24 protein-coding genes, 1 tRNA gene and 1 pseudogene are annotated in these 25,468 nt (G+C 61.9%); 10 read left to right on the forward strand and 16 right to left on the reverse strand.

Annotated elements, in window-relative coordinates:
- Nucleotides 1–248: 248 nt before the first annotated feature.
- The gene (locus QQL79_RS09815) at nucleotides 249–992 is read left to right on the forward strand and encodes an SDR family oxidoreductase (protein WP_284390278.1); all 744 of its coding nucleotides are present in this window, start codon (nucleotides 249–251) and stop codon (nucleotides 990–992) included.
- Here the strand turns inward: QQL79_RS09815 and nagA are convergent.
- From nagA to QQL79_RS09830, 3 genes are read right to left on the reverse strand one after another with little or no spacing between them, the layout of a single operon-like run.
- Nucleotides 989–2,158 (reverse strand): N-acetylglucosamine-6-phosphate deacetylase, encoded by a 1,170-nt coding sequence (gene nagA / locus QQL79_RS09820; protein WP_284390280.1) that lies wholly within the window; start codon nucleotides 2,156–2,158, stop codon nucleotides 989–991. The two genes, QQL79_RS09815 and nagA, sit on opposite strands and share 4 nt — an antisense overlap.
- Complete coding sequence (locus QQL79_RS09825; protein WP_284390282.1) at nucleotides 2,155–3,189, reverse strand: SIS domain-containing protein; 1,035 nt, start codon at nucleotides 3,187–3,189, stop codon at nucleotides 2,155–2,157. The genes nagA and QQL79_RS09825 overlap by 4 nt, the downstream gene beginning before the upstream one ends.
- The gene (locus QQL79_RS09830) at nucleotides 3,186–3,974 is read right to left on the reverse strand and encodes a GntR family transcriptional regulator (RefSeq protein ID WP_284390285.1); all 789 of its coding nucleotides are present in this window, start codon (nucleotides 3,972–3,974) and stop codon (nucleotides 3,186–3,188) included. Before QQL79_RS09830 ends, QQL79_RS09825 begins: the two co-directional genes overlap by 4 nt.
- 307 nt (nucleotides 3,975–4,281) lie before the next feature.
- On the opposite strand from QQL79_RS09830, the gene QQL79_RS09835 reads away from it, so the two are divergent.
- The 3 genes from QQL79_RS09835 to QQL79_RS09845 all read left to right on the forward strand — a co-directional run bounded on the left by QQL79_RS09835 (nucleotide 4,282) and on the right by QQL79_RS09845 (nucleotide 6,966).
- A complete protein-coding gene (locus QQL79_RS09835) occupies nucleotides 4,282–4,764 on the forward strand; it encodes an SRPBCC family protein (protein ID WP_284390287.1) in 483 nt (160 codons plus the stop codon).
- A gap of 96 nt (nucleotides 4,765–4,860) precedes the next feature.
- Entirely contained in the window at nucleotides 4,861–5,112 is a 252-nt protein-coding gene (locus tag QQL79_RS09840) for a GlsB/YeaQ/YmgE family stress response membrane protein (RefSeq protein ID WP_284390289.1), read from the forward strand.
- A 243-nt stretch (nucleotides 5,113–5,355) separates the two neighbouring features.
- A complete protein-coding gene (locus QQL79_RS09845; RefSeq protein WP_284390291.1) occupies nucleotides 5,356–6,966 on the forward strand; it encodes an oleate hydratase in 1,611 nt (536 codons plus the stop codon).
- A 73-nt stretch (nucleotides 6,967–7,039) separates the two neighbouring features.
- Here the strand turns inward: QQL79_RS09845 and QQL79_RS09850 are convergent, their stop codons facing one another.
- From QQL79_RS09850 to QQL79_RS09865, 5 genes and pseudogenes are all read right to left on the reverse strand, one after another.
- On the reverse strand, nucleotides 7,040–7,501 hold the full coding sequence (locus tag QQL79_RS09850) for a peptidase associated/transthyretin-like domain-containing protein (RefSeq protein ID WP_284390293.1): 462 nt from the start codon (nucleotides 7,499–7,501) through the stop codon (nucleotides 7,040–7,042).
- A 355-nt stretch (nucleotides 7,502–7,856) separates the two neighbouring features.
- Nucleotides 7,857–7,946 (reverse strand) — tRNA-Ser (locus tag QQL79_RS09855).
- A 137-nt stretch (nucleotides 7,947–8,083) separates the two neighbouring features.
- A complete protein-coding gene (locus tag QQL79_RS22560; RefSeq protein ID WP_370461249.1) occupies nucleotides 8,084–8,278 on the reverse strand; it encodes a glutathione binding-like protein in 195 nt (64 codons plus the stop codon).
- Between the two features lie 189 nt (nucleotides 8,279–8,467).
- Nucleotides 8,468–8,719: pseudogene (locus tag QQL79_RS22565) on the reverse strand (glutathione S-transferase N-terminal domain-containing protein); the annotation flags it as partial.
- 100 nt (nucleotides 8,720–8,819) lie between these two features.
- Entirely contained in the window at nucleotides 8,820–9,260 is a 441-nt protein-coding gene (locus QQL79_RS09865) for a glyoxalase superfamily protein (RefSeq protein ID WP_284390297.1), read from the reverse strand.
- A 305-nt stretch (nucleotides 9,261–9,565) separates the two neighbouring features.
- Between QQL79_RS09865 and QQL79_RS09870 the strand changes: the two genes are divergently transcribed.
- Nucleotides 9,566–10,330, forward strand: a complete 765-nt coding sequence (locus QQL79_RS09870) for a sulfite exporter TauE/SafE family protein (RefSeq protein ID WP_284390299.1) — start codon at nucleotides 9,566–9,568, stop codon at nucleotides 10,328–10,330.
- 168 nt (nucleotides 10,331–10,498) lie between these two features.
- Here QQL79_RS09870 and QQL79_RS09875 read toward each other — a convergent pair whose 3' ends face one another.
- From QQL79_RS09875 to sugE, 3 genes are all read right to left on the reverse strand, one after another.
- Nucleotides 10,499–12,601 carry a molybdopterin-containing oxidoreductase family protein gene (locus tag QQL79_RS09875; RefSeq protein WP_284390301.1) on the reverse strand — a complete coding sequence of 701 codons (2,103 nt, stop codon included), beginning with the start codon at nucleotides 12,599–12,601 and terminating at the stop codon, nucleotides 10,499–10,501.
- A gap of 522 nt (nucleotides 12,602–13,123) precedes the next feature.
- Nucleotides 13,124–13,723 carry a hypothetical protein gene (locus QQL79_RS09880; RefSeq protein WP_284390303.1) on the reverse strand — a complete coding sequence of 200 codons (600 nt, stop codon included), beginning with the start codon at nucleotides 13,721–13,723 and terminating at the stop codon, nucleotides 13,124–13,126.
- A 244-nt stretch (nucleotides 13,724–13,967) separates the two neighbouring features.
- Nucleotides 13,968–14,282, reverse strand: a complete 315-nt coding sequence (gene sugE / locus QQL79_RS09885; protein WP_284390305.1) for a quaternary ammonium compound efflux SMR transporter SugE — start codon at nucleotides 14,280–14,282, stop codon at nucleotides 13,968–13,970.
- Between the two features lie 243 nt (nucleotides 14,283–14,525).
- Here sugE and QQL79_RS09890 point away from each other — a divergent pair, with 243 nt between their 5' ends.
- The 3 genes from QQL79_RS09890 to QQL79_RS22595 all read left to right on the forward strand — a co-directional run bounded on the left by QQL79_RS09890 (nucleotide 14,526) and on the right by QQL79_RS22595 (nucleotide 17,382).
- Nucleotides 14,526–15,158, forward strand: a complete 633-nt coding sequence (locus QQL79_RS09890) for a YqiJ family protein (RefSeq protein WP_284392860.1) — start codon at nucleotides 14,526–14,528, stop codon at nucleotides 15,156–15,158.
- Nucleotides 15,159–15,313: 155 nt separating this feature from the next.
- Nucleotides 15,314–17,050, forward strand: a complete 1,737-nt coding sequence (locus QQL79_RS09895) for a flotillin family protein (RefSeq protein WP_284390307.1) — start codon at nucleotides 15,314–15,316, stop codon at nucleotides 17,048–17,050.
- A complete protein-coding gene (locus tag QQL79_RS22595) occupies nucleotides 17,050–17,382 on the forward strand; it encodes a GFA family protein (RefSeq protein WP_440588464.1) in 333 nt (110 codons plus the stop codon). Before QQL79_RS09895 ends, QQL79_RS22595 begins: the two co-directional genes overlap by 1 nt.
- A 30-nt stretch (nucleotides 17,383–17,412) precedes the next feature.
- Here QQL79_RS22595 and QQL79_RS09900 read toward each other — a convergent pair whose 3' ends face one another.
- The 5 genes from QQL79_RS09900 to QQL79_RS09920 form a co-directional block, all read right to left on the reverse strand.
- Complete coding sequence (locus tag QQL79_RS09900; RefSeq protein ID WP_284390309.1) at nucleotides 17,413–19,341, reverse strand: DEAD/DEAH box helicase; 1,929 nt, start codon at nucleotides 19,339–19,341, stop codon at nucleotides 17,413–17,415.
- A 153-nt stretch (nucleotides 19,342–19,494) separates the two neighbouring features.
- Entirely contained in the window at nucleotides 19,495–19,698 is a 204-nt protein-coding gene (locus QQL79_RS09905) for a tautomerase family protein (protein WP_284390311.1), read from the reverse strand.
- On the reverse strand, nucleotides 19,698–20,120 hold the full coding sequence (ndk, locus tag QQL79_RS09910) for a nucleoside-diphosphate kinase (protein ID WP_284390313.1): 423 nt from the start codon (nucleotides 20,118–20,120) through the stop codon (nucleotides 19,698–19,700). The genes QQL79_RS09905 and ndk overlap by 1 nt, the downstream gene beginning before the upstream one ends.
- Nucleotides 20,121–20,221: 101 nt before the next feature.
- Nucleotides 20,222–22,393, reverse strand: coding sequence for a right-handed parallel beta-helix repeat-containing protein (locus QQL79_RS09915; RefSeq protein WP_284390315.1), 2,172 nt, complete (start codon nucleotides 22,391–22,393; stop codon nucleotides 20,222–20,224).
- 127 nt (nucleotides 22,394–22,520) lie between these two features.
- Nucleotides 22,521–22,922 carry a hypothetical protein gene (locus tag QQL79_RS09920; RefSeq protein WP_284390317.1) on the reverse strand — a complete coding sequence of 134 codons (402 nt, stop codon included), beginning with the start codon at nucleotides 22,920–22,922 and terminating at the stop codon, nucleotides 22,521–22,523.
- Between the two features lie 186 nt (nucleotides 22,923–23,108).
- On the opposite strand from QQL79_RS09920, the gene QQL79_RS09925 reads away from it, so the two are divergent.
- Both QQL79_RS09925 and QQL79_RS09930 read left to right on the forward strand, forming a co-directional pair.
- The gene (locus QQL79_RS09925; protein ID WP_284390318.1) at nucleotides 23,109–24,980 is read left to right on the forward strand and encodes an ABC-F family ATP-binding cassette domain-containing protein; all 1,872 of its coding nucleotides are present in this window, start codon (nucleotides 23,109–23,111) and stop codon (nucleotides 24,978–24,980) included.
- On the forward strand, nucleotides 24,977–25,408 hold the full coding sequence (locus tag QQL79_RS09930) for a cupin domain-containing protein (RefSeq protein WP_284390319.1): 432 nt from the start codon (nucleotides 24,977–24,979) through the stop codon (nucleotides 25,406–25,408). The genes QQL79_RS09925 and QQL79_RS09930 overlap by 4 nt, the downstream gene beginning before the upstream one ends.
- Nucleotides 25,409–25,468: the final 60 nt, after the last annotated feature.

The following is a 25,468-nucleotide window of genomic DNA, read 5'->3' on the forward strand; positions in this document are numbered from 1 at the left end:
GTTGCACCCCTGATGTTGCAGATTCAGCACACAGACGGTAATCACTCATTAATCCGGGTGAATCCGGGGTTAAATTTTCTATGTTTCTAAGGGGTTAACGGGAGGTAACGCGGCTTTCGGGCAGCGCGACACTTTCTGCCGGCACTGGAAAGCGCCCATAAGGCCGCCGCAATGAAGTGGCGGAAATGTGCCGGGAATCCGAAAGCATTAGGGCAGCGGGCACACCGCCGGGATACGAGGGACAAAGCATGACACAGCAAGGCAAAGTGGCAGTAATTACCGGAGGCGGCTCAGGAATCGGGCGAGCGGCGGCTATCGGCTTTGCCAGAGCGGGCTACCAGGTGGCCATTTGCGGGCGGCGCGCCGAGGCGCTCCAGGCGGTTGCGGCGGAGACCGATGCCTATTGGGCGGCCTGCGATGTGACGGACCCAGCGCAAGTGGCACATTTCTTTACGGGGCTGAGGACACAGCATCCGCGCATCGATGTCGTCTTCAACAATGCGGGACGGTTTGCTCCTGCCCTTCCCTTCGGCGATATCGATGTTCCGACCTGGCGCGAAATGATCGATACCAATCTCAACGGCGCTTTTTATGTCGCGCGCGAGGCGTTTCGCGCGATGCGGGATCAGGACCCGCAGGGCGGCCGGATTATCAATAACGGCTCCATCTCAGCCCATGCCCCCCGGCCGGGCGCGGCGAGCTATACCACGTCCAAGCACGCCATTACCGGGCTGACCAAGGCGATCTCGCTGGATGGGCGAGCTTTCAACATCGCTTGCGGGCAGATTGATATTGGCAATGCGGCGACCGACATGACCAGCCAGATGAACTCGGGATCGCTGCAGGCCAATGGCACAATCATGCCCGAGCCGACATTCGATGTGGCCCATGTGGTGGACGCATTGCTTTACATGAGCGGCCTGCCGCTCGGCGCCAACGTGCAGTTCATGACCGTGATGGCGACGACCATGCCCTATATCGGACGCGGCTAGCCCCGCCCTGCCTGGTAAACCTCGCGGCCGGCAATCCAGGTGGAGAGTACCCTACGGCCGGTATCGAGATGGACGAAACTGGCTATCGCGCCGGGTCGCAGATGGCCGTGATCAGCAGCGAGATTCATTGCTTGTGCCGGATAGAGCGAGGCCATGCGCAGCGCCTCCTCAAGCGCCAGGCCGATACGGCTATGCATGAATTCCACCGCGTCGATCATGTCGAGATCGGCGCCGGCCAGGGTGCCATCGGCGAGGCGCAGGGCGCCATCGGCGCGGGTAATGGTGCGGCCGTTGAGCGTCAGTGTCTTGATGTCAGTACCGGTCTGCGACATGGCGTCGGTGACGAGAAAAATGCGGCCGGGACCGGATTTGGCGCGCAGGGCAATGTCGATGGAGCCGGGATGGACGTGGATGCCATCGGCAATCAGGCCCGCAAAGACCGTATCGTGACCGAGCACGGCACCCACGACGCCAGGCTCGCGATTGCCCAACTGGCTCATGGCGTTGAAGAGATGGGTGGCCATGCTGGCGCCGGAAGCGAAAGCGGCAGCGGCGTCATCGGCAGACGCGTCGGAATGCCCGATACTGACAATGATGCCGGCATCGGACAGCGCCGCAATCTGCGCCGGAGTAACCGTTTCCGCCGCGACGGTGCACAGCAGATTGGGCAGATGCTGGCGGGCGGCCAGCAGGCGGGCCAAATCGTCCTCGTCCATCGGGCGGATCAGGGCCGGATCATGCGTCCCCTTGCGCGCCACCGAGAGGTGGGGACCTTCGAGATGCAGTCCGAGAAAACCCGGAACGCCTTGCTTGGCCGCAGCCTCGCCTGCGGCGATGGCCTGAATATTGACCTCGACGGTATCGGTGATCAGCGTCGGCAGCAGCGCCGTCGTGCCAAACTGGGCGTGGACGGCGCAGATAGTGCGGATGCTTTCGACCGTGGGCGCATTGTTGAACAATATGCCGCCGCCGCCATTGACCTGCAGGTCGATGAAGCCGGGCACGAGCATGCCGCCGGCAAGCTGCACTCTTTCCGCATTGGCGGGCACCGCGCCCGCCTGGACGATACCGCTGACCTGGCCGAATTCAATCAGCAAGGCGGCATCATCCTGCCAGTCGTAGCCGTCGAAGATGCGGGCGCCGGTTACCGCGAGGAGGTCGCTCATACCGTTTCGGTGACCTTTTTGAGCAGGCGTGGCTCATCGGGGTTGAGGCCGCGATGGCGCGCCAGGGCCTCGACGAAACCATAGAAGGAGACGATGAGGGCGAGAGGATCGGTGATGGGATGGCCGGTGGGCGCGAAGGGCAGGCGCGTGGCGGGACCCGGGCGGTCGCTGGTGAGGAAAGCCAGGGCACCCTGCCCCGCCAACTTATGGGCCATTTCGGCAACCGAGGGCTCTGCCGCGTCGCGGGCGGCCAGCGCCAGCACGGGATAGCCGGGCGTTACGATGGAGACCGGGCCATGCATGACTTCGGCGGAGCTATAGGACTCGGCCTGCACGCCGCAGGTTTCCTTGAACTTGAGAGCTGCTTCATTGGCGATGGCCCAACCGGGTCCACGTCCCAGAACATAGAGCGCATTGTGGCCATCGAGCGCACCGATCAGTTCAGACCAATCGCAGGCGACCGCGGCCGCCAGGGACTCCGGCAAGGCGTGGACGGCGCGAGACAGGTCCGCGTCGTCGCTCCACTCGGCTAGCAGGGCCAGCCCCGCCACGATCGAGGTGGCGAACGTCTTGGTGGCGGCAACCGACTTTTCGAGGCCGGCATGCAGATCAATGGTGAAATCGGCGCTTTCGGCCAAGGGCGAACCGGCCGTATTGGTGATGGCGATGGTGGTGGCGCCACCGCGCTTGGCGGATTGAGCCATGCCGACAATGTCGGGGCTCTTGCCGGATTGGGAAATCGCGATGGTCACGGCGCGGTCGAGCCGCAGCTGCTTATTATAGATTGAAGCGATCGAGGGCCCGATGGATGCCACGGGCAGTCCAAGGGTCAGCTCGATGGCGTATTTCAAATAAGTGGAGGCGTGGTCGGAGGAACCACGGGCCACTGTGGCGACCAGGGAGGGATCGCTGCTCCGCAAGGCAAGCGCGGCTTCGGCTATCACCGGCGCGCTCTTGTCGAGGAAGTTTGCCACCGCGCCCGGAATCTCGTCGATCTCACGGCGCATATGGGTCTGGTTGCTGGACGTCATGGCTTGGGGCCTCCACTCGACGGCGTGTCCCCGATACGCAATTCGGCGACGAAGTCATAGGTATCGCCCCGATAGATGGAGCGGGTGAACTCGATAACCCGGCCGGACGCCAGATAGGATGTGCGCTCGATATTGAGGCTTGCGGAGCCAACCGGCACCTGCAGCAGATCAGCATCCTCAATGCCCAGATTGGCCGCCCGGATGCGCTGGATGGCGCGGATGGGCCGGTTACCGGACCGCTCCAGCAGCCTGTAGAGCGAATCCGTGACCACCTGCGGATCGGGCAGTACGCGGGCGGAAAGGCTGGCCCGCTCGATGGCAAGGGGCGTATCGCCGGTGAGGCGAAGGCGGGAAATGCGCGACACGTGCTCGCCGGGTGACAGGCCGAGAATCACGGTTTCCTCCGGCGAGGGAAGGTAAAGGCCGCGATCGAGCCATTCGGAGCGCACCGCCATGCCGCGCCGGGCCATATCCTCGGTGAAGGAGGTGAGCTGGGACAGCGATTGCTCGACCCGCTGCGGCTGGGGAGCAACGAACGTGCCCGAGCCATGGCGCTGCACCAGAATTCCATCCTGGACCAGCTGGAGGACGGCCTTGCGCACGGTGACACGCGACACATCGACCTTGAGCGCCAGGTCACGCTCGGAGGGCAGCGCATCGCCTGGGCTGATGACGCCCTTGTTGATGGCATCCTCGATCCAGCGCTTGAGTTGGAGATAGAGCGGACCACCAGTGGGCAAAACCACCGGGCCCTCGAAAAACAGACTATTGGTCAGGTCAGCCACGGCTCCCCCGCATAAGACGCTATCGCTTCGCCCGACGTAAGATACCAATAAAATACCATTCACCAAGCCAAAAATGAGTCCCGGTGTGGATTGGCCGGGCATAACGGGATAAATCCCTACCAATTCCAGGAAACGCTGCCGGTATTGGCACGCCAGAGCAGTGAAGATGGTAAGTGGTATTTTTTTGGCATTACGCGGCGATGCACAAAACAGCCGCACGAAAAAACCAAGAAAATGAGCAAGGCTTGTCGAAAATGCCTGATGCGGTTCGTTGACTGGATGAAACCGCAACATGGAGGATTTCCAGATGACGACCCAAGACAATGCCGCCCAGAACACCGACCGTGACCTGGTGCTGACTCGTTTGATCGATGCGCCGCGCGAAAAGCTTTATGCGGCATGGACCCAGCCGGAGCTGCTGACGCAATGGTTCGCTCCCAAGCCCTGGTCGACGCCCAAGGCCGTGCTCGACGTGCGCGTCGGTGGGGCAAGCGTGGTGACCATGGCCGACGAAAACGGCACGGAATATCCCAATCCCGGGCAATATCTGGAAGTCGTGCCCAATGAGAAGCTGGTCTTTACCGATGCCTATATCGGCGACTGGGCGCCTTCGGCCAAGCCGTTCATGACGGTGGTGCTGACCTTCACGCCGGAAGCGGGCAAGACGCGCTACACGGCCATTGTCCACCACTGGACGGCAGAAGATCGCAAGACCCATGAGGAAATGGGTTTTCACGAAGGATGGGGTCAGTGCACCGATCAGCTCGAAGAGCTGGTCAAGCGAATCTGATCGGTCCGTGCGGGCCTGGCGGACGATCGCTTGCCTTCTGCGCGCATTCTGTCAGGCTTCCGATTGTCGAGTCCCTTTTCTTGAGGAGGAAAAGCAATGGGTTTTGACGGTGTAGGCTGGCTTGCGGCCATCATTATCGGCGGTGTTGCCGGATGGCTTGCCAAGCAGTTCATGCAGACCAATACCGGCCTGCTGATGAACATCATCCTGGGTATTGTCGGCGCCATTGTCGCAAGCCTGGTGCTCGGTCTATTGGGCATCTCGTTCGGCGGATGGATCGGCTACCTGATCGCCGGCTTCATCGGCGCTTGCATCATCATCGCAATCGGCCGCGCTGTTGCGCGCTGACCGATCCCTCACACTGGACCCCGAGCAATCTGCCCGGGGTCAGCTTGTCCGGGCTTCGATTTGATCGAAAAAAGAGCGTAGATGCCAGGTTCTGCCGAAAGGTGGGATTAAGGAAGCCTGCGCTTTGCGGCCGACTTGCGGTTTATCCGCTGCCTGGAAGCGATAAGTTGATCACGCCAATTTTTCCGTAACTCCCAAAGGCTTGCGAGCCTGTCGGGGAACGGCAACAGGAAGGATCGACTGATGAGCGACAGCACAACAGCCCAAAGATCAGCTGGCAATATCGATAGGAAAGCATACCTGGTCGGCAGCGGCATAGCCTCGCTTGCCGCCGCGGCCTATCTCGTCAAGGAAGGCGGACTTCCCGGCCCGAACATCACCATATTCGAGCAGGACGAGGGCTATGGAGGCAGCCTCGACGCGCGGGGCAATGCGCAGGATGGCTATTCTATGCGCGGCGGGCGCATGTTCGAAGAAAAGTTCAACTGCACTTACGACCTGCTATCGTTCATCCCGGCCATCAGCGATCCCAAGAAGTCGGCCAAAGATGAACTGATGGAGTTTCATCAGGAGTTTTTCTGGAACGACAGGGCGAGGCTCGTGGCGGAGGGCCGCATCGTCGACGTGGCCAATCTGGGATTCAGCGAACGCGACCGGCTCGATCTCGTCAACCTCTGCGCCACGCCCGAGGCGGCGCTTGGCACCAGGACGATCCAGGATTGGTTCCAACCCGATTTCTTCCGCAGCAATTTCTGGTTCATCTGGTGTACGACATTCGCCTTCGAGCCGTGGCACAGCGCGGTGGAATTCAAACGCTATTGCCTGCGCTTTACCCACCTGTTCTCCACCATCGATACGATGGCCGGTATCTACCGAACCCAGTTCAACCAATATGACGCCATGGTGCGCCCCATTGTCGGTTGGCTTAAGGAACGAGGCGTCATCTTCCGGCCGCGGACCGAGGTGACGGATATCGATGTGGCCTTCGACGGCGCCGAAAAGCGGGCCACCCGGATCCGTTACGTCGCGGAAGGCAAGGAGGGCGATATCGGCCTGGGGGCAGACGACCTTATCTTCGTCACCAATGGCAGCATGACGTCCGACACCACATATGGTTCGTCCACGACTGCCCCGGTTCTGGAAACGGAAAAACACGGCGGCGCCTGGAAACTGTGGCAGCGGTTGGCAGCGAAATCACCGGACTTCGGCCACCCAGCGGCATTCTGCTCGGATATCGAGAAATCGAAGTGGGAGTCCATTACTGTCACAGCCCATGACTCGACTTTCTTCGATCTGCTCGAAGCTTTTTCCGGCAGCGAAGCGGGCAAAGGCGGGCTTGTCACCATCAAGGATTCCAACTGGCTGCTGACCGTCGTGCTCAACCACCAGCCACACTATTACGAGCAGCCGAAGGACACCTGGGTCTGGTGGGGCTACGGCCTGTTTCCCGACAAGGTGGGCAATTTTGTGCAAAAGAAAATGTCGGACTGCACGGGCCGGGAAATCCTCGAAGAAATCCTGCTCCACCTGCGCTTCGCCGAAAAGTTGGAGCACATTCGCGACACGTCGATCGTCATCCCGGCGATGATGCCATACATTACCAGCCAGTTCATGCCGCGTACCGGAACGGACCGCCCACAGGTCATTCCGGCAGGATCACGAAACCTTGCCTTCATTGGCCAATATGCCGAAGTCCCCGACGATGTTGTGTTCACCGTCGAATATTCAGTGCGGTCCGCACAGATCGCCGTTTTTGGGTTGCTCGGCCTCGCCCGCGAAGTTTCTCCCTTCTACAAAGGCCAGCATGATCCCCGCATCCTGTTCGATGCGCTGAAGATGCTCCATCGAAGCTAGCACTACGGCCAGGCGCCTCGCCCAACTGTGGCGAGGCGCCGATGTCACTGCCGGTGCGGCCGCCGTCCGAACACTACCGACCGCTCATGATAATGCTGGCCTTTTGGCCGTTCGAAACAGTCACGCGCTCCATCAGGGCGCCGCCCTGCTGAACGTATTGAACCATCCATATGACCGAGGTCGTCACATAATACGATCCGGCGGCGACGTCGTTGAAGGTGAAGCGCCCTTCACCATCGGCCACGGTCTTCCTCGTGTACTGATAGTATTCTTGAGCATCGTTTTTGAAATTCGCGCCAAAATAGCTGATTTTCCCGCCGCCATATATCGCTGCGATGCGCTCATCGCTGTATGGCGTCTTGGGTATCAGCGTCACTTCGCTGCCAGCAGCATAGACAACAATTCCGTCATTGCGGCGAAGAAACGCCTGGCCGGTTATCGACGCGCTGCCCTGCGTATTGATAAAGGCGGCCTGCTTCGGGTCGAATGATGTCGTCAAGGTGGTTGATGTACAGCCGAACAAAAACAGCGCCATGACAATGGCGCCCAAAGTAGTCCTAATCATTTGAAGTCCCCCAATTAACGTCCGAAAACTAATCAGGGAATCTATATTCCGGCAAGTGGAGTCGGCGCATAAAGACACAAGCACGCGGTCAGCTTTTGTCGATGTCTTCGCCTTCCCAATAGTCCATCGGGACAAGCCGGCCGCCGGCTTTGAAGGTGCCGTTTTCGCGGTGGTGGCCGGTTGCACCGATATCTATGCGGATGCGGCCGCTGTCGACATATTCGATTCCGGCGATGCGCGACGGATATGCAGCGACGCCATGAGATCAATCCTTGAGGGGGGTGACTGCGCAATGGGAGCGCACAAAATCGCACATGAGAGGCGATGGCGGAGAGGAAGGGATTCGAACCCTCGAGACAGTTGCCCATCTGCACCCTTAGCAGGGGTGTGCCTTCGACCACTCGGCCACCTCTCCGGCAAGGGGTGGATAGCGGGCGCGTTCCTCTATGGCAAGCGGTTTCTGCCGAAGGGTGTGGAAGATCGTGGCGGGCACGCCAATGGCCCGGCAGGCATGACGAAATGGCGCCGCCCAGGAGGACGGCGCCATGCGGCTTACTTGCCGACGAGCAGGCCCTTGGCAACGGCGGGACGGGCAGCCATGCGCTCCATCCAGGCCTTTACATTGGGGAATTCCTCGATGTCCTGGCTCTGGCCTTTCCAACCCTGGGCCCAGCCAATGGAGGCGATATCGGCGATGGAATAGTCGCCGGCAATGTAGTCGCGGCCTTCAAGCTGCTTGTTCAGCACGCCATAGAGGCGACGGGTCTCATCGATATAGCGCTTTTGGGCATAGGGCAGCTTTTCGGGCGCATAGAGATTGAAATGATGGTTTTGGCCCAGCATGGGCCCGAAGCCGCCGACCTGCCAGAACAGCCACTCATCGACCTTGACCTGGGCCCGCGGATCGGTGGGGTAGAACTTGCCGAATTTGAGGGCGAGATATTTGAGGATGGCGCCGGATTCAAAGATGGAGATCGGCTCGCCGCCGGGCCCTTCGGGATCGATGATGGCGGGGATTTTGTTGTTTGGCGAGATGGCCAAGAAGTCGGGCGCGAATTGCTCGCCCTTGCCGATATCGATGCGGTGATAGGTATAGGGGACGCCCAGTTCCTCAAGCATGATGTGGAGTTTTTGCCCGTTCGGGGTGGGCAGCGAATAGGCTTCGATGGGCTTGGTCTGGGTGGTCATGGCTCGTCCCGTTGGTGGAGGATGGTCAGATATATCGGCGGGAGACGATGGATGGCAAGGCCGCGGCGAGCAGCCCTGCCATCCACAAGCGCCGACATTGCTATTCCCGCATCAACCGCATCTGGGGTTGGCCATTGCCGGTATGGGCCGGCGATATGCCGTTGATATCCACGGTGGTGGTGACGCGCTGGCGATAGGCCGAGAACAGCTCGGAGGTGACCACGTCGACGGGTTCGTCGAAGTTAATCGTCACCTGGTAGTGCCGCATATTGCTCAGCAATTGCACGCCGATGACCAGGCCACGGAAATTCTGGCCCAGATAGGTACCCTTGACGCGGTTGCCGACCTGAACAGGGGTGGCAACGCGCTCGGGCAACATGGCGCGGGCGGTGTTCCAATCGCGATAGCCATGGGCGCGCGCCACGGTTTCGAGAGCGGCACCATGGGTGATGGTTTCGCCAACGCGAGCACGTTCCTCGCGATAGGCCTTGGCCTCGGATTTCAGCGTCTGAATGCTTGGGGTATCGAGCGAAAAAGACATGAAAGGTCCTCTCATTTGCATGAGGCTGCTCAAATCATGGGTGCTCGCCTTGCCATGAAGCGCCTCGCAAAGATGAACCAGTTGCCCGGATGTCTTGCTCAACGAGCTGGCTTCACCATCGGAAAACGCTTTCCGGCGAGCGGCGGGTGCCAGTAACCTTGCGGCTAAATGAGGCCAGAGGGCCGATTTGTCAACTGCATGGCAGGGATGCGGCATCAATCGAGGTGATAGGCGGATCAGACAAATGCATTGGGCAATGGCGTTTGATCAGTCTAGGGCTATCTGGAGTGTCGGGGGATAAGTTTGTGTTTGAAATATTGCTGCTGATTGCCGGGCTGGTGGGCGGGGCTTTGAACTCGCTGGCTGGGGGCGGATCGTTCATCGTGTTTCCTGCCCTGCTCGCGGTGGGCGTGCCGCCGGTGATTGCCAATGCCTCCAATACTTATGCGGCCATGCCCGGCTATGTCAGCGGCGCGGTCGGCTATTGGCATGCCATGGCCCAGCACAAGAACCGGCTCGTGCTCTACACCATCATCGCTTTGGTGTTCGGCTGGATCGGCGCCGAATTGCTGCTGGTGGTGTCGGACGAGCAGTTTTCCAAGGTCGTCCCCTGGCTGATGCTGTTTGCCGTGCTGTTGTTTGCGTTCGGCAACCAGCTCAATGCCTTCGTGGCCGCCCATAGCGGGGGACGGCGGGGGATGAAGTTGGTCGGCACGGTTTTGCTGACGGTTTTCCTGGCCGGCGTCTGCGTCTATGGCGGGTTTTTCAATGCCGGGCTGGGCATATTGCTGCTGGCTTTCCTCGCCACGGCGGGGCTAAGCGATATCCATGCGATGAACGGGCTCAAGCTCTGGATCTCGTCGGTGGTGGCCATTGTGGCCGTGGCCCGGTTTGCGCTGAATGGATCGATCGACTGGTATCACGGCTCCATTGCGCTGGTTGGGGTGACGGTGGGCGGATATCTGGCGGCGCGCAATGCCCATCACGTGCCGACCGGGGTGATCCGGGCAGCAGTGATTGTATATGGGGTGTTTATGACCGGGTATTTCTTTTGGGGGGCTTATACCTGAGCTCTTCCTTCTCCCCTTGTGGGAGAAGGTGCCCGAAGGGTCACCGAATTCGCGTTTGCGAATTCGGTTGGGATGAGGGGTTGCCTCAGCAAGCATTGAAGCGATGGGGGAGCGCAGAACCCCTCACCCTCGAAAATCTGCTGGACGCAGATTTTCTATCCCTCTCCCTCAAGGGGAGAGGGGAAGTGGTCTGATCCAGACGGCTGCGTCGTGGAATGTGGCGCCGCCGAAGGGTGGGGCTGGGGTGGCGTTGGTGAGCGTGTTGATGCCCCTGCCCCCGCGATGGGATTTGTTTTGGTGCAGGCCTTCGGCGATGAGCACGCCGGTGGGCAGGCCGGTGCGGATGCGGGCGGTGAGGTGGACGCTGCCGCGGCGATTGCCCAGGGTGACGAATTGGCCTTCTTCGATGTTGAGACGGGTTGCGTCATCGGGATGGATGAAGACCGAGGGGACGCCTTCGCGCTTCTGGCTGCCGGGGGTTTCGTTGAAGGATGAATTGAGGAACGCGCGGGCGGGGCTGGTGGCGAGGCGGAACGGGTGTTCGGCGTCGGTCTTTTCGGTGACGTCCCAATGGTCGGCAAAGCGCGGCATGTCAGCGGGGTCGCAGGTCCAGAGGTAGCCCTTTTTGTCGGCAGTGCCTTGCCAATTGGGGGCGAAGCGGAAGCGCTTGTCGGGCCAGGCGAAACCATCGGCGTAGCGCGCGACGGCGTCGGGGCGTTCGCGATCGACGAAGCCGGTCTTTTCGATCTCGTCGAGATCGCCGTAATTGGAGCGGCGGAAGGTTTCGGCGACGAGGTCGCGGTCGCCGGTTTTGAATGTCACGTCGTCGAGGCCGAGGCGCAGCGCCAGGGCGTTGATGACTTCGTGGTTGGAGCGGGTTTCGCCGGGGCGCTCGATGACAGCCGGACCATAGAGCACGCGGGTATGACCGCCGCGGGTGTAATAATCGTTGTGCTCGAGGAACATGGTGGCGGGCAGGACGATATCGGCCAATTCGGCCGTTTCGGTCATGAACTGCTCGTGGACGACGAGGAACAGGTCTTCGCGGGAAAGCCCCTTGCGGGCCAGGGTCTGGTCGGGGGCGACCGAAGCAGGATTGGTGTTCTGTACGATCATGGCCATGACCGGACCGCCGTTTTTGAGCGCCTTGGCGTCGCCGGTGAGGATCGGACCGATCTCGGACATGTCGAGCCAGCGCGGATCGCCCTTTTGCAGATGGGGGCCGGTGATGCGGGATTTGTCGAGCTGCCAGGTGCCCGAATTGGAGTGGAAAGCGCCGCCACCGCGATGCTGCCAGGCGCCGGTCATGGCGGGAATGCAGAGGGCGGCGTGCATGGCCGTGGCGCCATTGCGCTGGCGGGTGAAGCCATAGCCGAGGCGGAAATAGGAGCGCGGGGTGGTGCCGACGAGATGGGCGAAGGCGGTGATTTGCTCGACCGTCAGGCCGGTGATTTCGGCGGCCCATTCTGGGGTTTTTGTCGCCAGATGGGCTTCAAAATCCGGGCCGAAATCGGTGTAATCAGCCATATAGGCGCGGTCGGCTAGATTGTCGCGCAGCAGGACGTGCATGACGGCCACGGCCAGGGCGCCATCGGTGCCGGGGCGCAGGACGAGGCCTAGATCGGCCTGGGCCATGGTGGCGGTTTCGTAGATGTCGATGACAACGACCTTGGCGCCGCGCTCCTTTTTGGCACGCATGGCGTGGGTCATGACATTGACCTGGGTGTGCACGGCATTGGTGCCCCAGATGACGACGCAATCGCTTTCGGCCATCTGTTCGGGATTGACGCCGCCCAGCATGCCGGTTCCGGCGATATAGCCAGGCCAGGCGGTGCCGGTGCAGATGGTGTCGTATTGGCGGGAATAGCCTTTGGCGGCGCGAAGACGGTCGATGCCGTCGCGCTGCACATGGCCCATCGTGCCGGCATAGTAATAAGGCCAAATGGCCTCGGCGCCGTGTTCGGCTTCGATTTGGGCGAAGCGGGCGGCGATCTCGTCGAGGGCTTCGTCCCAGCTGATCTGTTGCCACTGGCCGCTGCCCTTGGGGCCGATGCGGCGCAGGGGGTGGGTCAAGCGGTCGGGGTGGTGGATGCGCTCGGCGTAGCGGGCGACTTTTTCGCAGATGACGCCAGCGGTGTAGGGATCGTCCTTGGCGCCACGGACGCGGCCGATGGTGCTGATATCGATGATGTCTACGTCCAGCGCGCAGGCGGACGGGCAATCATGCGGGCAGACCGAACGGGCGGTGCGAAGGGCGACGGGCTTGTTCATAGGGGCAAAATAGCGCAGGGGCGAAGCGGCATCAAAGCGATTGTTTTGATGGGGGATCAAGGGGCGTGATGGGCGTGCGGAAGCGCCGCCTGGCTGCGGTTTTCGAAAAGACGGACGGACCCCGAGACGGCATTCGCCTCGTGATGAGTAAAAAAGAGACGGATGCCGCCTCGGGGTGCCGGGACTTTATCGGACGGCGAGATCGCAAACCCCAGCGGATTGCCGTAGCGCCTCGCCCGAAATGTTTCGTCCGCTCGACCCGGAGCAGAGCGCGACCTCCACTCCCCCGGCTGGCTCCCGGACGCTCGTCGCTGCAGCGCCGCCCGTATTCCGGAAGATGGGGGGAGTATGGGGGCGGTGGCGGGGGTGGGCGATAAGAGGGATAGATTGGGGCTCTCGTTACCCCCTCCTAGCCTCCCCCTGATAGGGGGCGGGACCTCTCCACTCTTGGGACTGGATCGAGTTTTTATCACCAGGCGGTCCCTCCCCCTATCAGGGGGAGGTTAGGTGGGGGTAACCCCGTCACAGCGTCGCGAAGGCCTTGGTGGCGGTTTCGGCGTTGCGGCGGGCGCGGTTGGTGGCGTGTTTGGCCAATTGGGCGGCGCCGGAATGGAACTGGGAGAATGTGACCTTGCGGGCGTCATGAGTGGCAATGGTGATGCCGCGCCAATTGGGGCGCACCGAACGGACATCGGACCAGGCAAGGCTGGTCTGCCTGCCGAACGCGGTCTGGTGCTCGAGCAGGGTATTGTTCCAGCGGACCTTGGTGAAGAGGCCCCCCACGCCAATGCCGAAGGCCCCTGCCCCCAGCAGCACGGCGGCGGCGAAGGCCGCGATCATCTGCGTGGGATCGACGATGCGAATGCTGCCGACGAAGATGACGGCGGACATGAGCACCACGGCCAGTGCAGCGGCGCCGTAACAGGCGAAATATTCAACCATCGAGGGGCGCAATTCGGACCAGCCATCGATGCTGGCGGCCTCTTCGCCCTGCACCAGGCGGAGCGCCAGGAAGGCGGCGTAGCCGAAAGCGACAACTCCGGCGGCGCGGGCGAGCGGCAGGTTGGCGGCGGCGGGAACATGTTTGAGGAAAAGAAGGACGACGATCACGACAAGTGGCATTGCCACTTCCTGCCAACGCAAGGGCACTATTGCTCTCCAAAACTGGGGGCCGGCGACGCGAGATCGGCAATTCCACCGCGAATCTAGCAAGGATCGCGGATTTGACCATTAACATTTTCGGGAAGCGGCCCTGCGGCGGCATGGCTTCGGCTTTTTTGCCACAAGTCAGGCAGCGGAAAAGCTCATGCAGCGATTCAAGGCGCTGGCAGATTGAGTCATGCCAGCGCCGCAAGCATCTGAAAAATCAGGACAATAGTTTGAGGCCGGCAATGCCCGCGATGATCAGGCCGATCGAGGCGAGGCGGGCCACGGTGGCCGGGTCGCCGAACAGATACATGCCCAGGATGGCGGTGCCGACCGTGCCGATACCGGTCCAGACGGCGTAGCCGGTGCCGACCGGCAGGTCGCGCAGGGCAATGCCCAACAGGGCGATACTGATGATCATGGCGCCGACAGTCAGAATGGTCGGCATGGGGCGGGTGAAGCCCTCGGTATATTTGAGGCCGATGGCCCAACCCATTTCAAAGACGCCGGCAATGGCAAGATAGACCCAAGCCATGGGATTTACTCCTAGCTATGGCGGGTCGTCCCGGCCGGAAAATTTGGAAATGCGAGGTCGTCCACGCGTTTGAGACATATAGGGGAACGGGATCGAAAGGTGAAGTGCTCTCCCGGACCATCGGATGGTCCGGCAATGCAGAGCTTGACCCGGTGGCAGGCGGCCTCAATATACAGTCCATAAAAGGCCGGAAGGCGCCGGGCGCATGGGCCCAATCGACCAGCGGGGGGCTAGCCGATAGACATTTTCGCAAACGAAACCGCGCCATTTGCCGTTGCACTGGGCCTGACCTGCGCCATTGCGATTATCGAGCTTGCCGGCCTGCTGCTGGGCGCCCAGCCGTCGGCGGCGGTGGACAGCGCCCTGCCTGACTTCGATGCCGATGTCGGCGAGATCGAACTGGGGCCGCTGAGCCAGACGCTGAGCTGGCTCAGCTTCGGCAAGCTGCCGGCGCTGGTGGTCATCATTCTTTTTACCGCGAGTTTCGGGCTGATCGGCTTTGCCGGGCAGGAAGTGCTGCGGCGCACGCTGGGCTTTGCGCTCGACCCATGGGTGGCGAGTATCCCAGCGGCCATAGCGGCGGCTTTTGCCACGCGCCATCTGGGGCTGGGTCTCGCCCGGATCATGCCCAAGGAGGAGACCGAGGCTGTCAGCACCAAGGCCTTTGTGGGCCGGGTGGCGACGGTGTTTCGCGGCATTGCCCGCGTCGGACATCCGGCTGAAGCAAAGCTCGTCGATATTCACGGCAAGACGCATTACCTGCTGATCGAGCCCGATGCGGGCGAAGTGGATATGCCGGAAGGTTCGGAAGTGGTGATCATCCGGCAGGAGGGGCCGGTCTATCGCGCGATTACCCGGCTCAAACCAATCGAATAATGCCACCAAAGGTCAAGACGCCGGCAAACGTCAAAGATATGCCGGACGCCGCCGGATCGCCGGCAGTTCCACAGCCTAACCAGCCTTCGCCCACACCCATGGGCACATTGACAGAAAACCCGCCAACGCCGTTGGCCCCGCAGGAGACCAGCCCCGTGCCCCAATCGCTTTTCGATATCCTGACCATCCTTGCCGTCATCCTGGTCGCGCTGTTTGCGATCGGCCTGGTGTTTTCCCGGCTCTACCGCCGCTCGTCCAAGGAGGTGAGCTTCGTGCGCACCGGCTTTGGCGGGCAGAAGGTGATCATGAATGGTGGCGCGCTGGTGTTTCCGGTGCTGCATGAGCAGATCCCGGTCAATATGAACACGCTGCGGCTCGAAGTGCGCCGCGCGGCCGACCAGGCGCTGATCACCAAGGATCGCATGCGGGTCGATGTGCAGGCCGAGTTCTATGTGCGGGTGCAGCCGGTGGTGGAATCCATCGCCAATGCTGCCCAGACACTGGGCCGCCGGACCATGGAGCCATCGGCGCTCAAGGAATTGGTGGAAGGCAAGTTCGTCGACGCCCTGCGTGCCGTGGCCGCCGAAATGGCGATGGAGGAACTGCATGAGCAGCGTGTCAGCTTCGTGCAGAAAGTGCAGGCGGCGGTGTCGGAGGACATTCTCAAGAACGGGCTGGAGCTGGAATCGGTGTCGCTCACCGGGCTGGACCAGACCAATCGCGAATTCTTCAACCCGGACAATGCCTTCGACGCGGAAGGCCTGACCAAGCTGACGCAGGCGATCGAAGAGCGGCGCAAGACGCGCAATGACATCGAGCAGGAAACCCAGGTGCTGATCGAGCGCAAGAACCTGGAAGCGGAAGCACAGAAATTCCAGATCGCGCGTGACAAGGAATTCGCCCGGCTCGAGCAGGAGCGCGAAATCCAGGTGCGGATGGCCGAGCAGTCGGCGCTGATCAAGCAGCAGCAGTCCGAGCGCGAGCGGGAGGCCGAGGAGGCCCGGATTCTGGCGGCGCAGCAGGTGCGGCAGGCCGATATCGCATCGGGGCAGATCGTCCAGGAGCGTGAAATCGCCACGGCCCTGGCGGTCGAGGCGGCGGCAGTGGACAAGGCCAAGCAGATCGCCCTGGCCGAGCAGGCACGCGATATCGCCGTGTCGATCAAGAGCAAGGAAAAATCGCAGGCTGATGCGGCGGCCGACGAGGCGCGGGCCGTGGCCGCCAAGGCTGCCGAAGAAGTGACGACCTCGCGCCAGACCGCCATTGCCGAACGCGAAAAGGCCATTCAGCTGATCGAGGCGCGCAAGGCGGCTGAGCAGCAGGCCATTTCGATCACCGTCGCCGCCGAAGCGGAGAAGGCGGCCGCACAGGACCGCGCCGAGGCGCTACGGATTGCCGCGGAAGCCGACGCGGAAATGGCGCGCCTCAATGCCAAGGGTTCGGCCGATGCCGAAAAGCTCAAGGCAGAGGCTGCCGCTGCGACCTACAAGGTGGAGGCGGAAGGCAAGCGCTCGGTGAACGAGGCCAGCAATACGCTCTCGCCCGAGCAGATCGCCATGCAGGTGCGCATCAAGCTGATCGAGGCCCTGCCCCAGATCATCGCGGAAAGCGTCAAGCCGATGCAGAATATCGATGGCATCAAGATTCTGCATGTGGACGGGCTCAATGGCCCCAGCCAGGCAGCGGCAGGCGAAGGCGCGGCGGCAAATGGTGGTGGCTTGGCTGACCAGGCTGTGGCTGCTGCCTTGCGCTATCGCAGCCAGGCTCCGTTGATCGATGCGTTGATGAGCGAGCTGGGCCTGTCAGGCGGCACGCTCGATGGTCTGGCGAACTCGGTGACAAGCGGGACGGCCGTGGCAAAGCCGGAGATCGAGACGAAGACGAGGAAGTAATGACGGTCTCAGGCAGTTGCCATTGTGGCGCGGTGCAGTTCGAGGCCGCTTACGCGCCGACAGATATCAACGATTGCCAATGCAGCCATTGCCAGAAGCGGGGCGTGCTCTGGGCTTATTACAGTCCCCGGGACGTTAGCGTGACCGGGTCCTTTTCCACCTATAGCTGGGGCGTGAAAAGGACACGGTTCCATTTCTGCACAGTGTGCGGCTGCACGACGCATTGGACGGCGGCCGATCCGAAGCGGGATCGCATGGCGATCAATACGCGGCTATTGCCGCCCGAGGCGGTTGCCGCCGCAGTTGTGAGGCAATCGCCGGGGCCGCGGTGAAAGGGGCGAAGGCCCCTTTCGTCAACCCGACTAGATCTGCGGCTTGCGCTTGGGTTTGTGATCCTTGCCGGCGGGCTTATCCTTTTTGGGATGCGCGGCCGCATCGGATTTTCCGGCCCATTTCGGTTTGCCCTTGTCCTTGGCCGGTGCCTTGGGGGCGCGGGGCTTGTCGAATTCCTTGCGGGGCGGACGGGGAGCCTCGGCCGGTTCGGCGCGGAAATCATCGGCGCCCAGACCAGACGAGCCATAACGCTGCTTGCGGTCGGCGCGCTCGGGGCGGGGGGCGGCCGGATCATAGCGTTCGACCGGGCCGGGCGGCCTTTTGGCCGACGGACGCGGACCGGAGGGGCGTTCACCGGGGCCATCGATGGGCGAAATGGTGACGCCGCGTTCGCCTGAGCCATTGCGCTCGATGGTGGCGGCAAAGGCATCGGCCTTGCCGGCGGCCACTTCGAAATGGGTTTCGGTGTCGAAAATGCGGATCGAGCCGATGGCTGCCTTGGTCACATTGCCAGCCTTGCACAGCATGGGCAGGACCCAACGCGGCTCGGCCTTGTGCTTGCGGCCCAGATTGACCTTGAACCAGGTGCCACCCTCGAATTTTTCGCGGGTGCGCGGGTCCTTGTCGCCGGGCTTATCGGGCATGGCGTTTTCGGTGACGTCCTCGGGGGCAGGACGGGCAGCGAGCTGCTTGCGCAGATAGGCGGCGGCGATGGCTTCGGGTGTGTAACGGGCGAGGAGCTGGCCAACGAACTCGGCCTCTTCCTCGGCGACCGGCGCGCTAAGCGCGGCATTGGAGAGGATGCCTTCGCGGTAGCGGGCGTCGATTTCGGCCGCGGTGGGCGGCCGCATCATGGAGACGTCGAGCTTGGCAAATTTGAGAATGCGCTGGGCGACGTTGCGGCGATGCATGGGCGCGATGATGACGCAGGTGCCCTTGCGCCCTGCCCGGCCAGTGCGGCCCGAACGGTGCAGCAGCGTATCCGGGTTGGTCGGTAGGTCGGCGTGGATCACCAGGTCGAGTCCGGGCAAATCGATGCCGCGGGCGGCGACGTCGGTGGCAACGCAGATATGGGCGCGGCCATCGCGCATGGCCTGCAGCGCATTGGTGCGCTCGGACTGGGAGAGTTCGCCGGACAGGGTCACGACGTCAAAGCCGCGATTATGCAGGCGCGCGGAGAGGTGTTTGACGCCTTCGCGGGTGGAGGCGAAGACGATGGTGTTGACCGCTTCGAAATAGAGCAGCGTGTTGATGATGGCGTTTTCGCGCTCGGCGGCGGGGACCAGCATCAGCTTGTAGTCGATATCGGCGTGCTGCTCATTGGCGCTGGTGGCGGCGACGCGCAGGGCATCGCGCTGGAAGGTCTTGGCGAGCTGGGCGATGGGCCGCGGTACGGTTGCGGAGAAGAGCAGCGTGCGGCGGTCTTCGGGGGCGGCGTCGAGGATGAATTCGAGGTCTTCGCGGAAGCCCAGGTCGAGCATTTCGTCGGCTTCGTCGAGCACGACGGCGCGGAGCGCGGACATGTCGAGGGCGCCACGGGTGATGTGGTCACGCAGGCGGCCGGGGGTGCCGACGACGATATGGGCGCCACGTTCAAGCGCGCGACGCTCGGTGCGGGCATCCATGCCGCCAACGCAGGAGGCGGTGCGGGCGCCGGCTTCGGCATAGAGCCAATCGAGTTCGCGCTGCACCTGGAGGGCGAGTTCGCGGGTGGGGGCGATGACCAGCGCCAGAGGGGCGCCGACTTCGGTGAAGCGCTCGGCATCACCCAGCAGGGTTGGGGCAATGGCCATGCCGAAGGCGACGGTCTTGCCGGAGCCGGTTTGAGCGGAGACGAGCAGATCGCGGCCAGCGGTTTCATCTTCGATGATGGCGGCTTGCACGGGCGTCAGCGTCTCGTACCCCTTGGCGGCAAGGGCACGGGCGAGCGGAGCAAGAATGGTTTCAGGCAGGGACAATGGGAGACTTTCGGATGGGTGAGAACCCCCACCCGGCCCTCCCCTTAATGGTCGGGAGGAAGCGAAGGAGTTCAGATTTTGGTGCATCATAGCACAAACAAGCAAAAAAGGCCGCCCGGCGGGCGGCCTCGTATTTTCGGAGGCGTCGAGGGGTCAGGCCTTGGGCTGCTTGCGCAGTTCGGCGACCGATTTGCCCTTGTGGCCCCAGTTTTCCAACGGCACATCCTCAATGACGATGTGGGTGGTTTCCGGGCTCTTGCCAAGCACCTTGACCATCACGTCCGTAATGCCGGCGATGACCTCGGATTTCTGTTCCGGGGTGGCACCTTCGAGAATGCGAACGCTGATGAAGGGCATTAGCCGACCAGTTCGTCGTCGTTGAAGAAGAACTTGATTTCTTCGGCAGCGGTCTCGGGAGCGTCCGAGCCGTGCACGGAGTTTTCGCCGATCGAGAGGGCGAAGTCCTTGCGGATGGTGCCCTCGGCGGCATTTGCCGGGTTGGTCGCGCCCATGACGTCACGGTTCTTGAGGATGGCGCCTTCGCCTTCCAGAACCTGCACGACGACTGGAGAGGCGATCATCTGCTCGACCAGCTCGCCGAAGAAGGGGCGTTCCTTATGGACCGCGTAGAAGCCTTCGGCCTGGGCGCGGGTCATGTGGATCTTCTTGAGCGCGATCGGACGCAGGCCGGCGTCTTCGAACTTGGTCAGGATCTTGCCGATGAGGTTACGACGGACGGCATCGGGCTTGATGATGGAGAAAGTGCGTTCGATCGCCATTGAACTGGTCCTTATTGTGAAAGGGCTGAGAAAGGTGCGGCCTTGTAGCCGCAGACTGCGACGGAGACAAGACGGGGCAGCGCAGGACTGCCCCGCTTCGTCTATTGCCCGCAGACCATGCCCAGATTGGCGCCGGTCAATTCCATGCCCGCTATGGTGAAGGCATAGCCCGCATCCTGTGTCAGGGTCGTGCCGCTCCAGGGACCACTGGTGGCTTCGCATGCCGGGGTAGCGGCATCGGTCGAAACAGCGCCCTGCACATTGGCGATGGGCCCGGTGAGATAGACCGCGGCGTCGGCAGCGCCATTGATGGCGACATTGCTGAAGGCGATATCGCGCACCGGTCCGCCCATGAAGCCCCAGTTATCGCCATACATGTAGATGCCGTAGCTTCCGGCATTGGTGATGGTGACGTCGGTGAAGCTCAGATTATTGGAAGGATTGATGAAAATGCCGGCTCGCGAGGTATTGGAAATGGCCACATTGGAGACCGAGATATTGGCCGGATTGACGCCCGGGATCCCCGAATAATAGGCGAACATCAGTCCATTGACGCCACCATTGAGGGTGGAATTGGTGAGGGTGATGTCGTTGCTGGTCTGGAAGACCACCAAATCCATGTCGCGCTCCAGGGCGGAGTTATCGACATGGAGGTTATCGATGGTGATGTCATGGGCACCCACGGTCATCAGGGCTTCACGGCGGCTATTGGTGATGCGGACATTGGAGATGTCGATATTTTCTGCCTCCGAGGTCACCACGGAAGGCCAGCCGCTGTCGTCGATATCGGGCGCGATGAAGATGCCATAGGTGACATCGGCAATATCGAGGCCGGCAATGGTCAGGTTCTGCACGCCGACAGCGTTGACTGCCGCATTCGGCACGAATGTGGGATCGAAGATGGAGAATTCGCAATCGGAATTGCTGAGACAGATCGTGGTGTTGGAAATCCGGCTGTTGCGGATGACGGCATTGTCCACGCGGTTGAGGACGATGCCATTGCCGGTAACGCCGTCGATAGTGACGTTGTCGATGGTGATATTGGCAGCGTCCCGGGCGACGATGGCGTTTTCGGCACCGGTGATGGAGAGGGTCGAGAGCGTCGTGCCATCGGCCAGGGTGATGCCATCGACAGCCACCGGAGCTGCCAGACGTGATGCGCCTGCGGCGGCGACCAGCGTCGTGCGGTCACCGGGATTGGCATAGCTGAACATTTGTCCATCGGCGGTATGCAGGTCGATGACGCCGCCGCCGCCGATGAACATCTGGTTGGCCACCAGGGCCAGCGTTTCATCGACCACGATATCGCCTGATGCCAGGATGATGGTCCCCTCGCCGGCCGCAGCAATCAGCGCGTTCAGATCGGATGCCGGGCCATTGGCTGATGAAAGCTGCAACACCTGGCTGGAGCCATTGCTGGCAAAGGCGGCCTCATCGGCCCCGAAATTGCCGGCCAAGGTGCTGATGGCGCGGTTGCGCTCGATGCGCTGGTAGAGCGGCGACGTAGCCGCGGCCTGGGCCGGGGAGCCGCCAATGGGCGCGGAAAGGCGGATGCTGACGCTTGCCGAAAGCTGGTCCTGGCTGTCGTAGCGCAGACCGGCGCCCAGCGCCATATTGGCCCCGGGCAGGTATTGATCGAGCCCGAGTGTTAGCTCGGTGCGGGCCGTCAGGCCCGAAATCGTGCCGGTGAGGTCCGATCTTTGCGCGAATGCACCTGCAAAAAGCTTGAGGGCGTTAGCGCTATCCTGGTCGAAAACGGGCAGGCGAATGCCGGCCTCGGCATCGACACCATAAAGCGCGACTTCATAGCCCTGATTGGCGACAAAGCTGCCGTTGCGCACTGCAATGGTCGAGAGCCCGTCCACGGCATTTGCCGTGTCGCCCAGCGGCGCAAAGGCATTGATACGGAACTCGAACTGGCTGCCCAGCGCCTCAAGTCCGGCCGAGAGCTGCTGGTAGGAAAAGTCGTAGGGCGAATTGGCAAAGTCGAGCGTGGCATTGGCGCCCAGGACCCAATCGCCAAACTGATGGCGCACGCCGCCGCCGACCGAGCCATAGACCGGGCCGCCATCCTGGTAACTGACCCAGCCGTCGCCGAACAATACCGTGCCATCGCCGAGGACAAAGGGCACGAAGACGCCGCCCGAGACAGCGGACCCGTCGCCGGCGCGGAGCTCCAGCTCGACGCGGGGCAAGGCGGATTGGGCATAGGCAGAAACAGGCGCAAAGGCGCCCATGGCCGCCAAGAGGGCAAGCCAGGAGATGCGGTGCATTGAAATTCTCGCTCGAAGATAATCCGGAGCGGGCCCTTGCCCTGCCCCGATTACTCCGCGAGTATTATTTATGACTCAAAAAGTCAACTTATTAGCGCAGCGTTATCAATAGGCTGCGACACTTTGACTATTGGGAGATGCTGATCGGGCCGCTCACCTGCGGCTCGCCATTGGGCGCCAGCACCGTGACGTCGAGCACGGAAACCGCGGAGTCGGCGGAGATCGTGACGTCCACCGGGATCTGCACGATCTGCATGGTGCACATTTCGGAGGTGTCGTGGGTGGGGATGGAGACTGCCAGCGTATCGCCGGAGACTTCGCCCAGAACTGGCTCGTCGACCGCCTGGCAGGCGCCGCCCTCGAAGGTCAGCGTGAGCTGGACCTGATCGCCGCTGAGGCGGGTGGCCGAATATTCCGAGAAGGCGGGGCCTTCGTTTGGCGAAGGTTCGGGCATGGGCGCGAACGGGGCATCGGCAAAGGCGGCAGTGGTGCCGAGAGCAAGGATCGTGGCGAGGGCGAATTGGCGCATGCGGGCCTCCTTTTTCGAGAAGGCTAGATGGCGAGTTTGGCGCGGGCGTGTCAACTATGCCGCAATGGCGGTTGCCATAAGGGGTTCTTAACTTTATCCAGCAGCCAACACTTTTTCGCAGGGCCGTTGCCGCATTGGCGCCGCATGCCGCTCGGACCTTGCCCTCCTCACCAGATTGCCGTTGCCATGCTTACCATCAATAACCTCACCTACCGCATCCAGGGCCGCGAATTGTTCGAGGACGCCTCGGTGGTGTTGCCCACCGGCTCCAAGACCGGGTTCGTCGGCAAGAACGGCACGGGCAAGACCACCCTGTTCCATTTGCTGCAGGGCCATATCGCGGCCGATGCGGGCAATGTCGAGCTGAACAAGAAGGCGCGGATCGGCGCGGTGGCGCAGGAAGCCCCGGCGGGCAATGAAAGCGTGCTCGACGTGGTGCTGGCCGCCGACAAGGAACGCACCGCACTGATGGCGGAGGCAGACACTGCCACGGACCCCGACCGGATCAGCGAGATTTACACGCGGCTGGCCGATATCGACGCCTATTCGGCCGATGCCCGCGCCTCGTCCATCCTCAAGGGCCTAGGCTTCGAGCAGGACCGGCAGAACGCCCCGACGCATGAATTGTCGGGCGGCTGGCGCATGCGCGTGGCGCTGGCGGGCGTGCTGTTTTCCCAGCCTGATCTGCTGCTGCTGGACGAGCCAACCAACTATCTCGATCTCGAAGGCACGCTGTGGCTAGAAAAATATCTGGCCACCTATCCCTATACGGTCTTCATGATCAGCCATGATCGCGACCTGCTTAACAAGTCGGTCAATTCGATCATCCATCTCGAACACAAAAAGCTGACCTTCTACAAAGGCAATTACGACACGTTCGAGACGACGCGCCGAATGCAGATGGAGCTGAACAACAAGGGCCGCGAGAAGTCGCTGGACCAGATCGCCCACCTGCAGAAATTCGTCGATCGCTTCAAGGCCAAGGCGACCAAGGCCAAGCAGGCCCAATCGCGCATGAAGATGATCGAGAAGCTGAGGCCGCCGGCAGCGATGTTCGACGAGTATGCGGCACCGTTCACCTTCCAGCAGCCCAAGGCCGAGCAGGCGACGCCGATGATCACGCTGGATGGCGTGTCTGCCGGCTATGGCGACAAGACCATTCTGCGGCACATCAATATGCGCATCGATCCGGGTGATCGTATCGCGCTGATCGGCGTCAATGGTAACGGCAAGTCGACCTTTGCGAAGCTGCTGGCCGGCGATATCAAGCCGATGGGCGGCAGTTTCGGCAAGGGCAAGAAGCTGGAAATCGCGCATTTCGCGCAGCACCAGATGGACAAGCTCAAGCCCGACTGGACGCCGTTCGAGCATGTCGTGGAGCTGATGCCTACCGAGAGCGAAGCCAAGCGCCGCTCGCGGCTGAGCCAGATGGGCCTGACCAAATCGCGCATGGACACGCTGGCCAAGAACCTGTCGGGTGGCGAGCGGGCGCGGCTGTTGATGGGCCTGATCACCTTTGGCGGCCCGGGGATGATGATCCTCGACGAACCAACCAACCATCTTGATATCGATAGCCGCGATGCGCTGGTGCATGCGCTCAACGATTATGAGGGCGCCGTGCTGATCATCAGCCACGACCGCCACCTGATCGAAGCGACCTGCGACACGCTGTGGATTGCCGAGGGCGGCACCATCCGCGAGCTGGATGAGGACCTCGACAGCTACCAGCGCTCGATCACGTCCAACAAGGAGAGCAAGGGCGCCGGTGGCAAGGGCGGCGGTAGCGGCAAGCTCTCCAAGCAGGAAGCCGCAGCCAAGCGGGCCGAGATCGCGCCGATCAAGGCATCAATTAAGGATGCGGAAACCAAGATTGCCCGTTTGAAGGTGGAAATCGACAAAATCGCTACCCAACTGGAAGACCCTAAAATCTATAACGGGGCTCCCGAACGCCTGATTGCGCTGGGCAAGGACAAGGCGCGTCTAGCTGCCGATCTCGAGACCACCGAAGAAACCTGGCTGGCGCTGAGCGCCGAACTTGAGAGTGCCGAGCGCGCATGAGAAAGCTGGCCGCCAAGGACGTGATTTTCACGCTTGGGATGGAACGCCATCCCGAGGGCGGCTGGTATGCGCGCACCTTCGAGGACAGTGTCAGCAGCGACGGGCGGGCGAAATCCACCGCCATCTATTACCTGCTCGAAGCGGGTGACCAATCCCATTGGCATCGCGTGGACGCGGTGGAAGTGTGGCATTTCTACGCCGGTGCGCCGCTAAAGCTGCGCATATCGGACGGCCGCTCGGTGGATGAATATGCGCTGGGGGCCGATCTCAATGGCGGTGAGCGACCGCAGATCGTGGTACCGCGCGAGGCCTGGCAGGCCGCGGAAAGCACGGGAGAATGGACCCTGGTAGGCTGCACGGTGGCACCCGGATTCCAGTTTTCCGGATTCGAGCTGGCGGACAAGAACTGGGCGCCCGGAAACGGTTAAGTCCGTTCGGCTCTGTGAGTTGACACCAAACCGCCCGTGCAATTTGCTGGCAGCACGAAA

The organism is Devosia yakushimensis (assembly GCF_030159855.1).
GTDB classification, from domain to species: Bacteria; Pseudomonadota; Alphaproteobacteria; order Rhizobiales; family Devosiaceae; genus Devosia; species Devosia yakushimensis.

Bases quoted from the DNA above. Each gene is read 5' to 3' on its own strand.
- QQL79_RS09815 (WP_284390278.1), top strand. From the start codon at position 249: ATGACACAGCAAGGCAAAGTGGCAGTAATTACCGGAGGCGGCTCAGGA.
- nagA (WP_284390280.1), bottom strand. From the start codon at position 2,158: ATGAGCGACCTCCTCGCGGTAACCGGCGCCCGCATCTTCGACGGCTAC.
- QQL79_RS09825 (WP_284390282.1), bottom strand. From the start codon at position 3,189: ATGACGTCCAGCAACCAGACCCATATGCGCCGTGAGATCGACGAGATT.
- QQL79_RS09835 (WP_284390287.1), top strand. From the start codon at position 4,282: ATGACGACCCAAGACAATGCCGCCCAGAACACCGACCGTGACCTGGTG.
- QQL79_RS09840 (WP_284390289.1), top strand. From the start codon at position 4,861: ATGGGTTTTGACGGTGTAGGCTGGCTTGCGGCCATCATTATCGGCGGT.
- QQL79_RS09845 (WP_284390291.1), top strand. From the start codon at position 5,356: ATGAGCGACAGCACAACAGCCCAAAGATCAGCTGGCAATATCGATAGG.
- QQL79_RS09850 (WP_284390293.1), bottom strand. From the start codon at position 7,501: ATGGCGCTGTTTTTGTTCGGCTGTACATCAACCACCTTGACGACATCA.
- QQL79_RS09865 (WP_284390297.1), bottom strand. From the start codon at position 9,260: ATGTCTTTTTCGCTCGATACCCCAAGCATTCAGACGCTGAAATCCGAG.
- QQL79_RS09875 (WP_284390301.1), bottom strand. From the start codon at position 12,601: ATGAACAAGCCCGTCGCCCTTCGCACCGCCCGTTCGGTCTGCCCGCAT.
- QQL79_RS09880 (WP_284390303.1), bottom strand. From the start codon at position 13,723: ATGCCACTTGTCGTGATCGTCGTCCTTCTTTTCCTCAAACATGTTCCC.
- sugE (WP_284390305.1), bottom strand. From the start codon at position 14,282: ATGGCTTGGGTCTATCTTGCCATTGCCGGCGTCTTTGAAATGGGTTGG.
- QQL79_RS22595 (WP_440588464.1), top strand. From the start codon at position 17,050: ATGACGGTCTCAGGCAGTTGCCATTGTGGCGCGGTGCAGTTCGAGGCC.
- QQL79_RS09905 (WP_284390311.1), bottom strand. From the start codon at position 19,698: ATGCCCTTCATCAGCGTTCGCATTCTCGAAGGTGCCACCCCGGAACAG.
- ndk (WP_284390313.1), bottom strand. From the start codon at position 20,120: ATGGCGATCGAACGCACTTTCTCCATCATCAAGCCCGATGCCGTCCGT.
- QQL79_RS09915 (WP_284390315.1), bottom strand. From the start codon at position 22,393: ATGCACCGCATCTCCTGGCTTGCCCTCTTGGCGGCCATGGGCGCCTTT.
- QQL79_RS09920 (WP_284390317.1), bottom strand. From the start codon at position 22,922: ATGCGCCAATTCGCCCTCGCCACGATCCTTGCTCTCGGCACCACTGCC.
- QQL79_RS09925 (WP_284390318.1), top strand. From the start codon at position 23,109: ATGCTTACCATCAATAACCTCACCTACCGCATCCAGGGCCGCGAATTG.
- QQL79_RS09930 (WP_284390319.1), top strand. From the start codon at position 24,977: ATGAGAAAGCTGGCCGCCAAGGACGTGATTTTCACGCTTGGGATGGAA.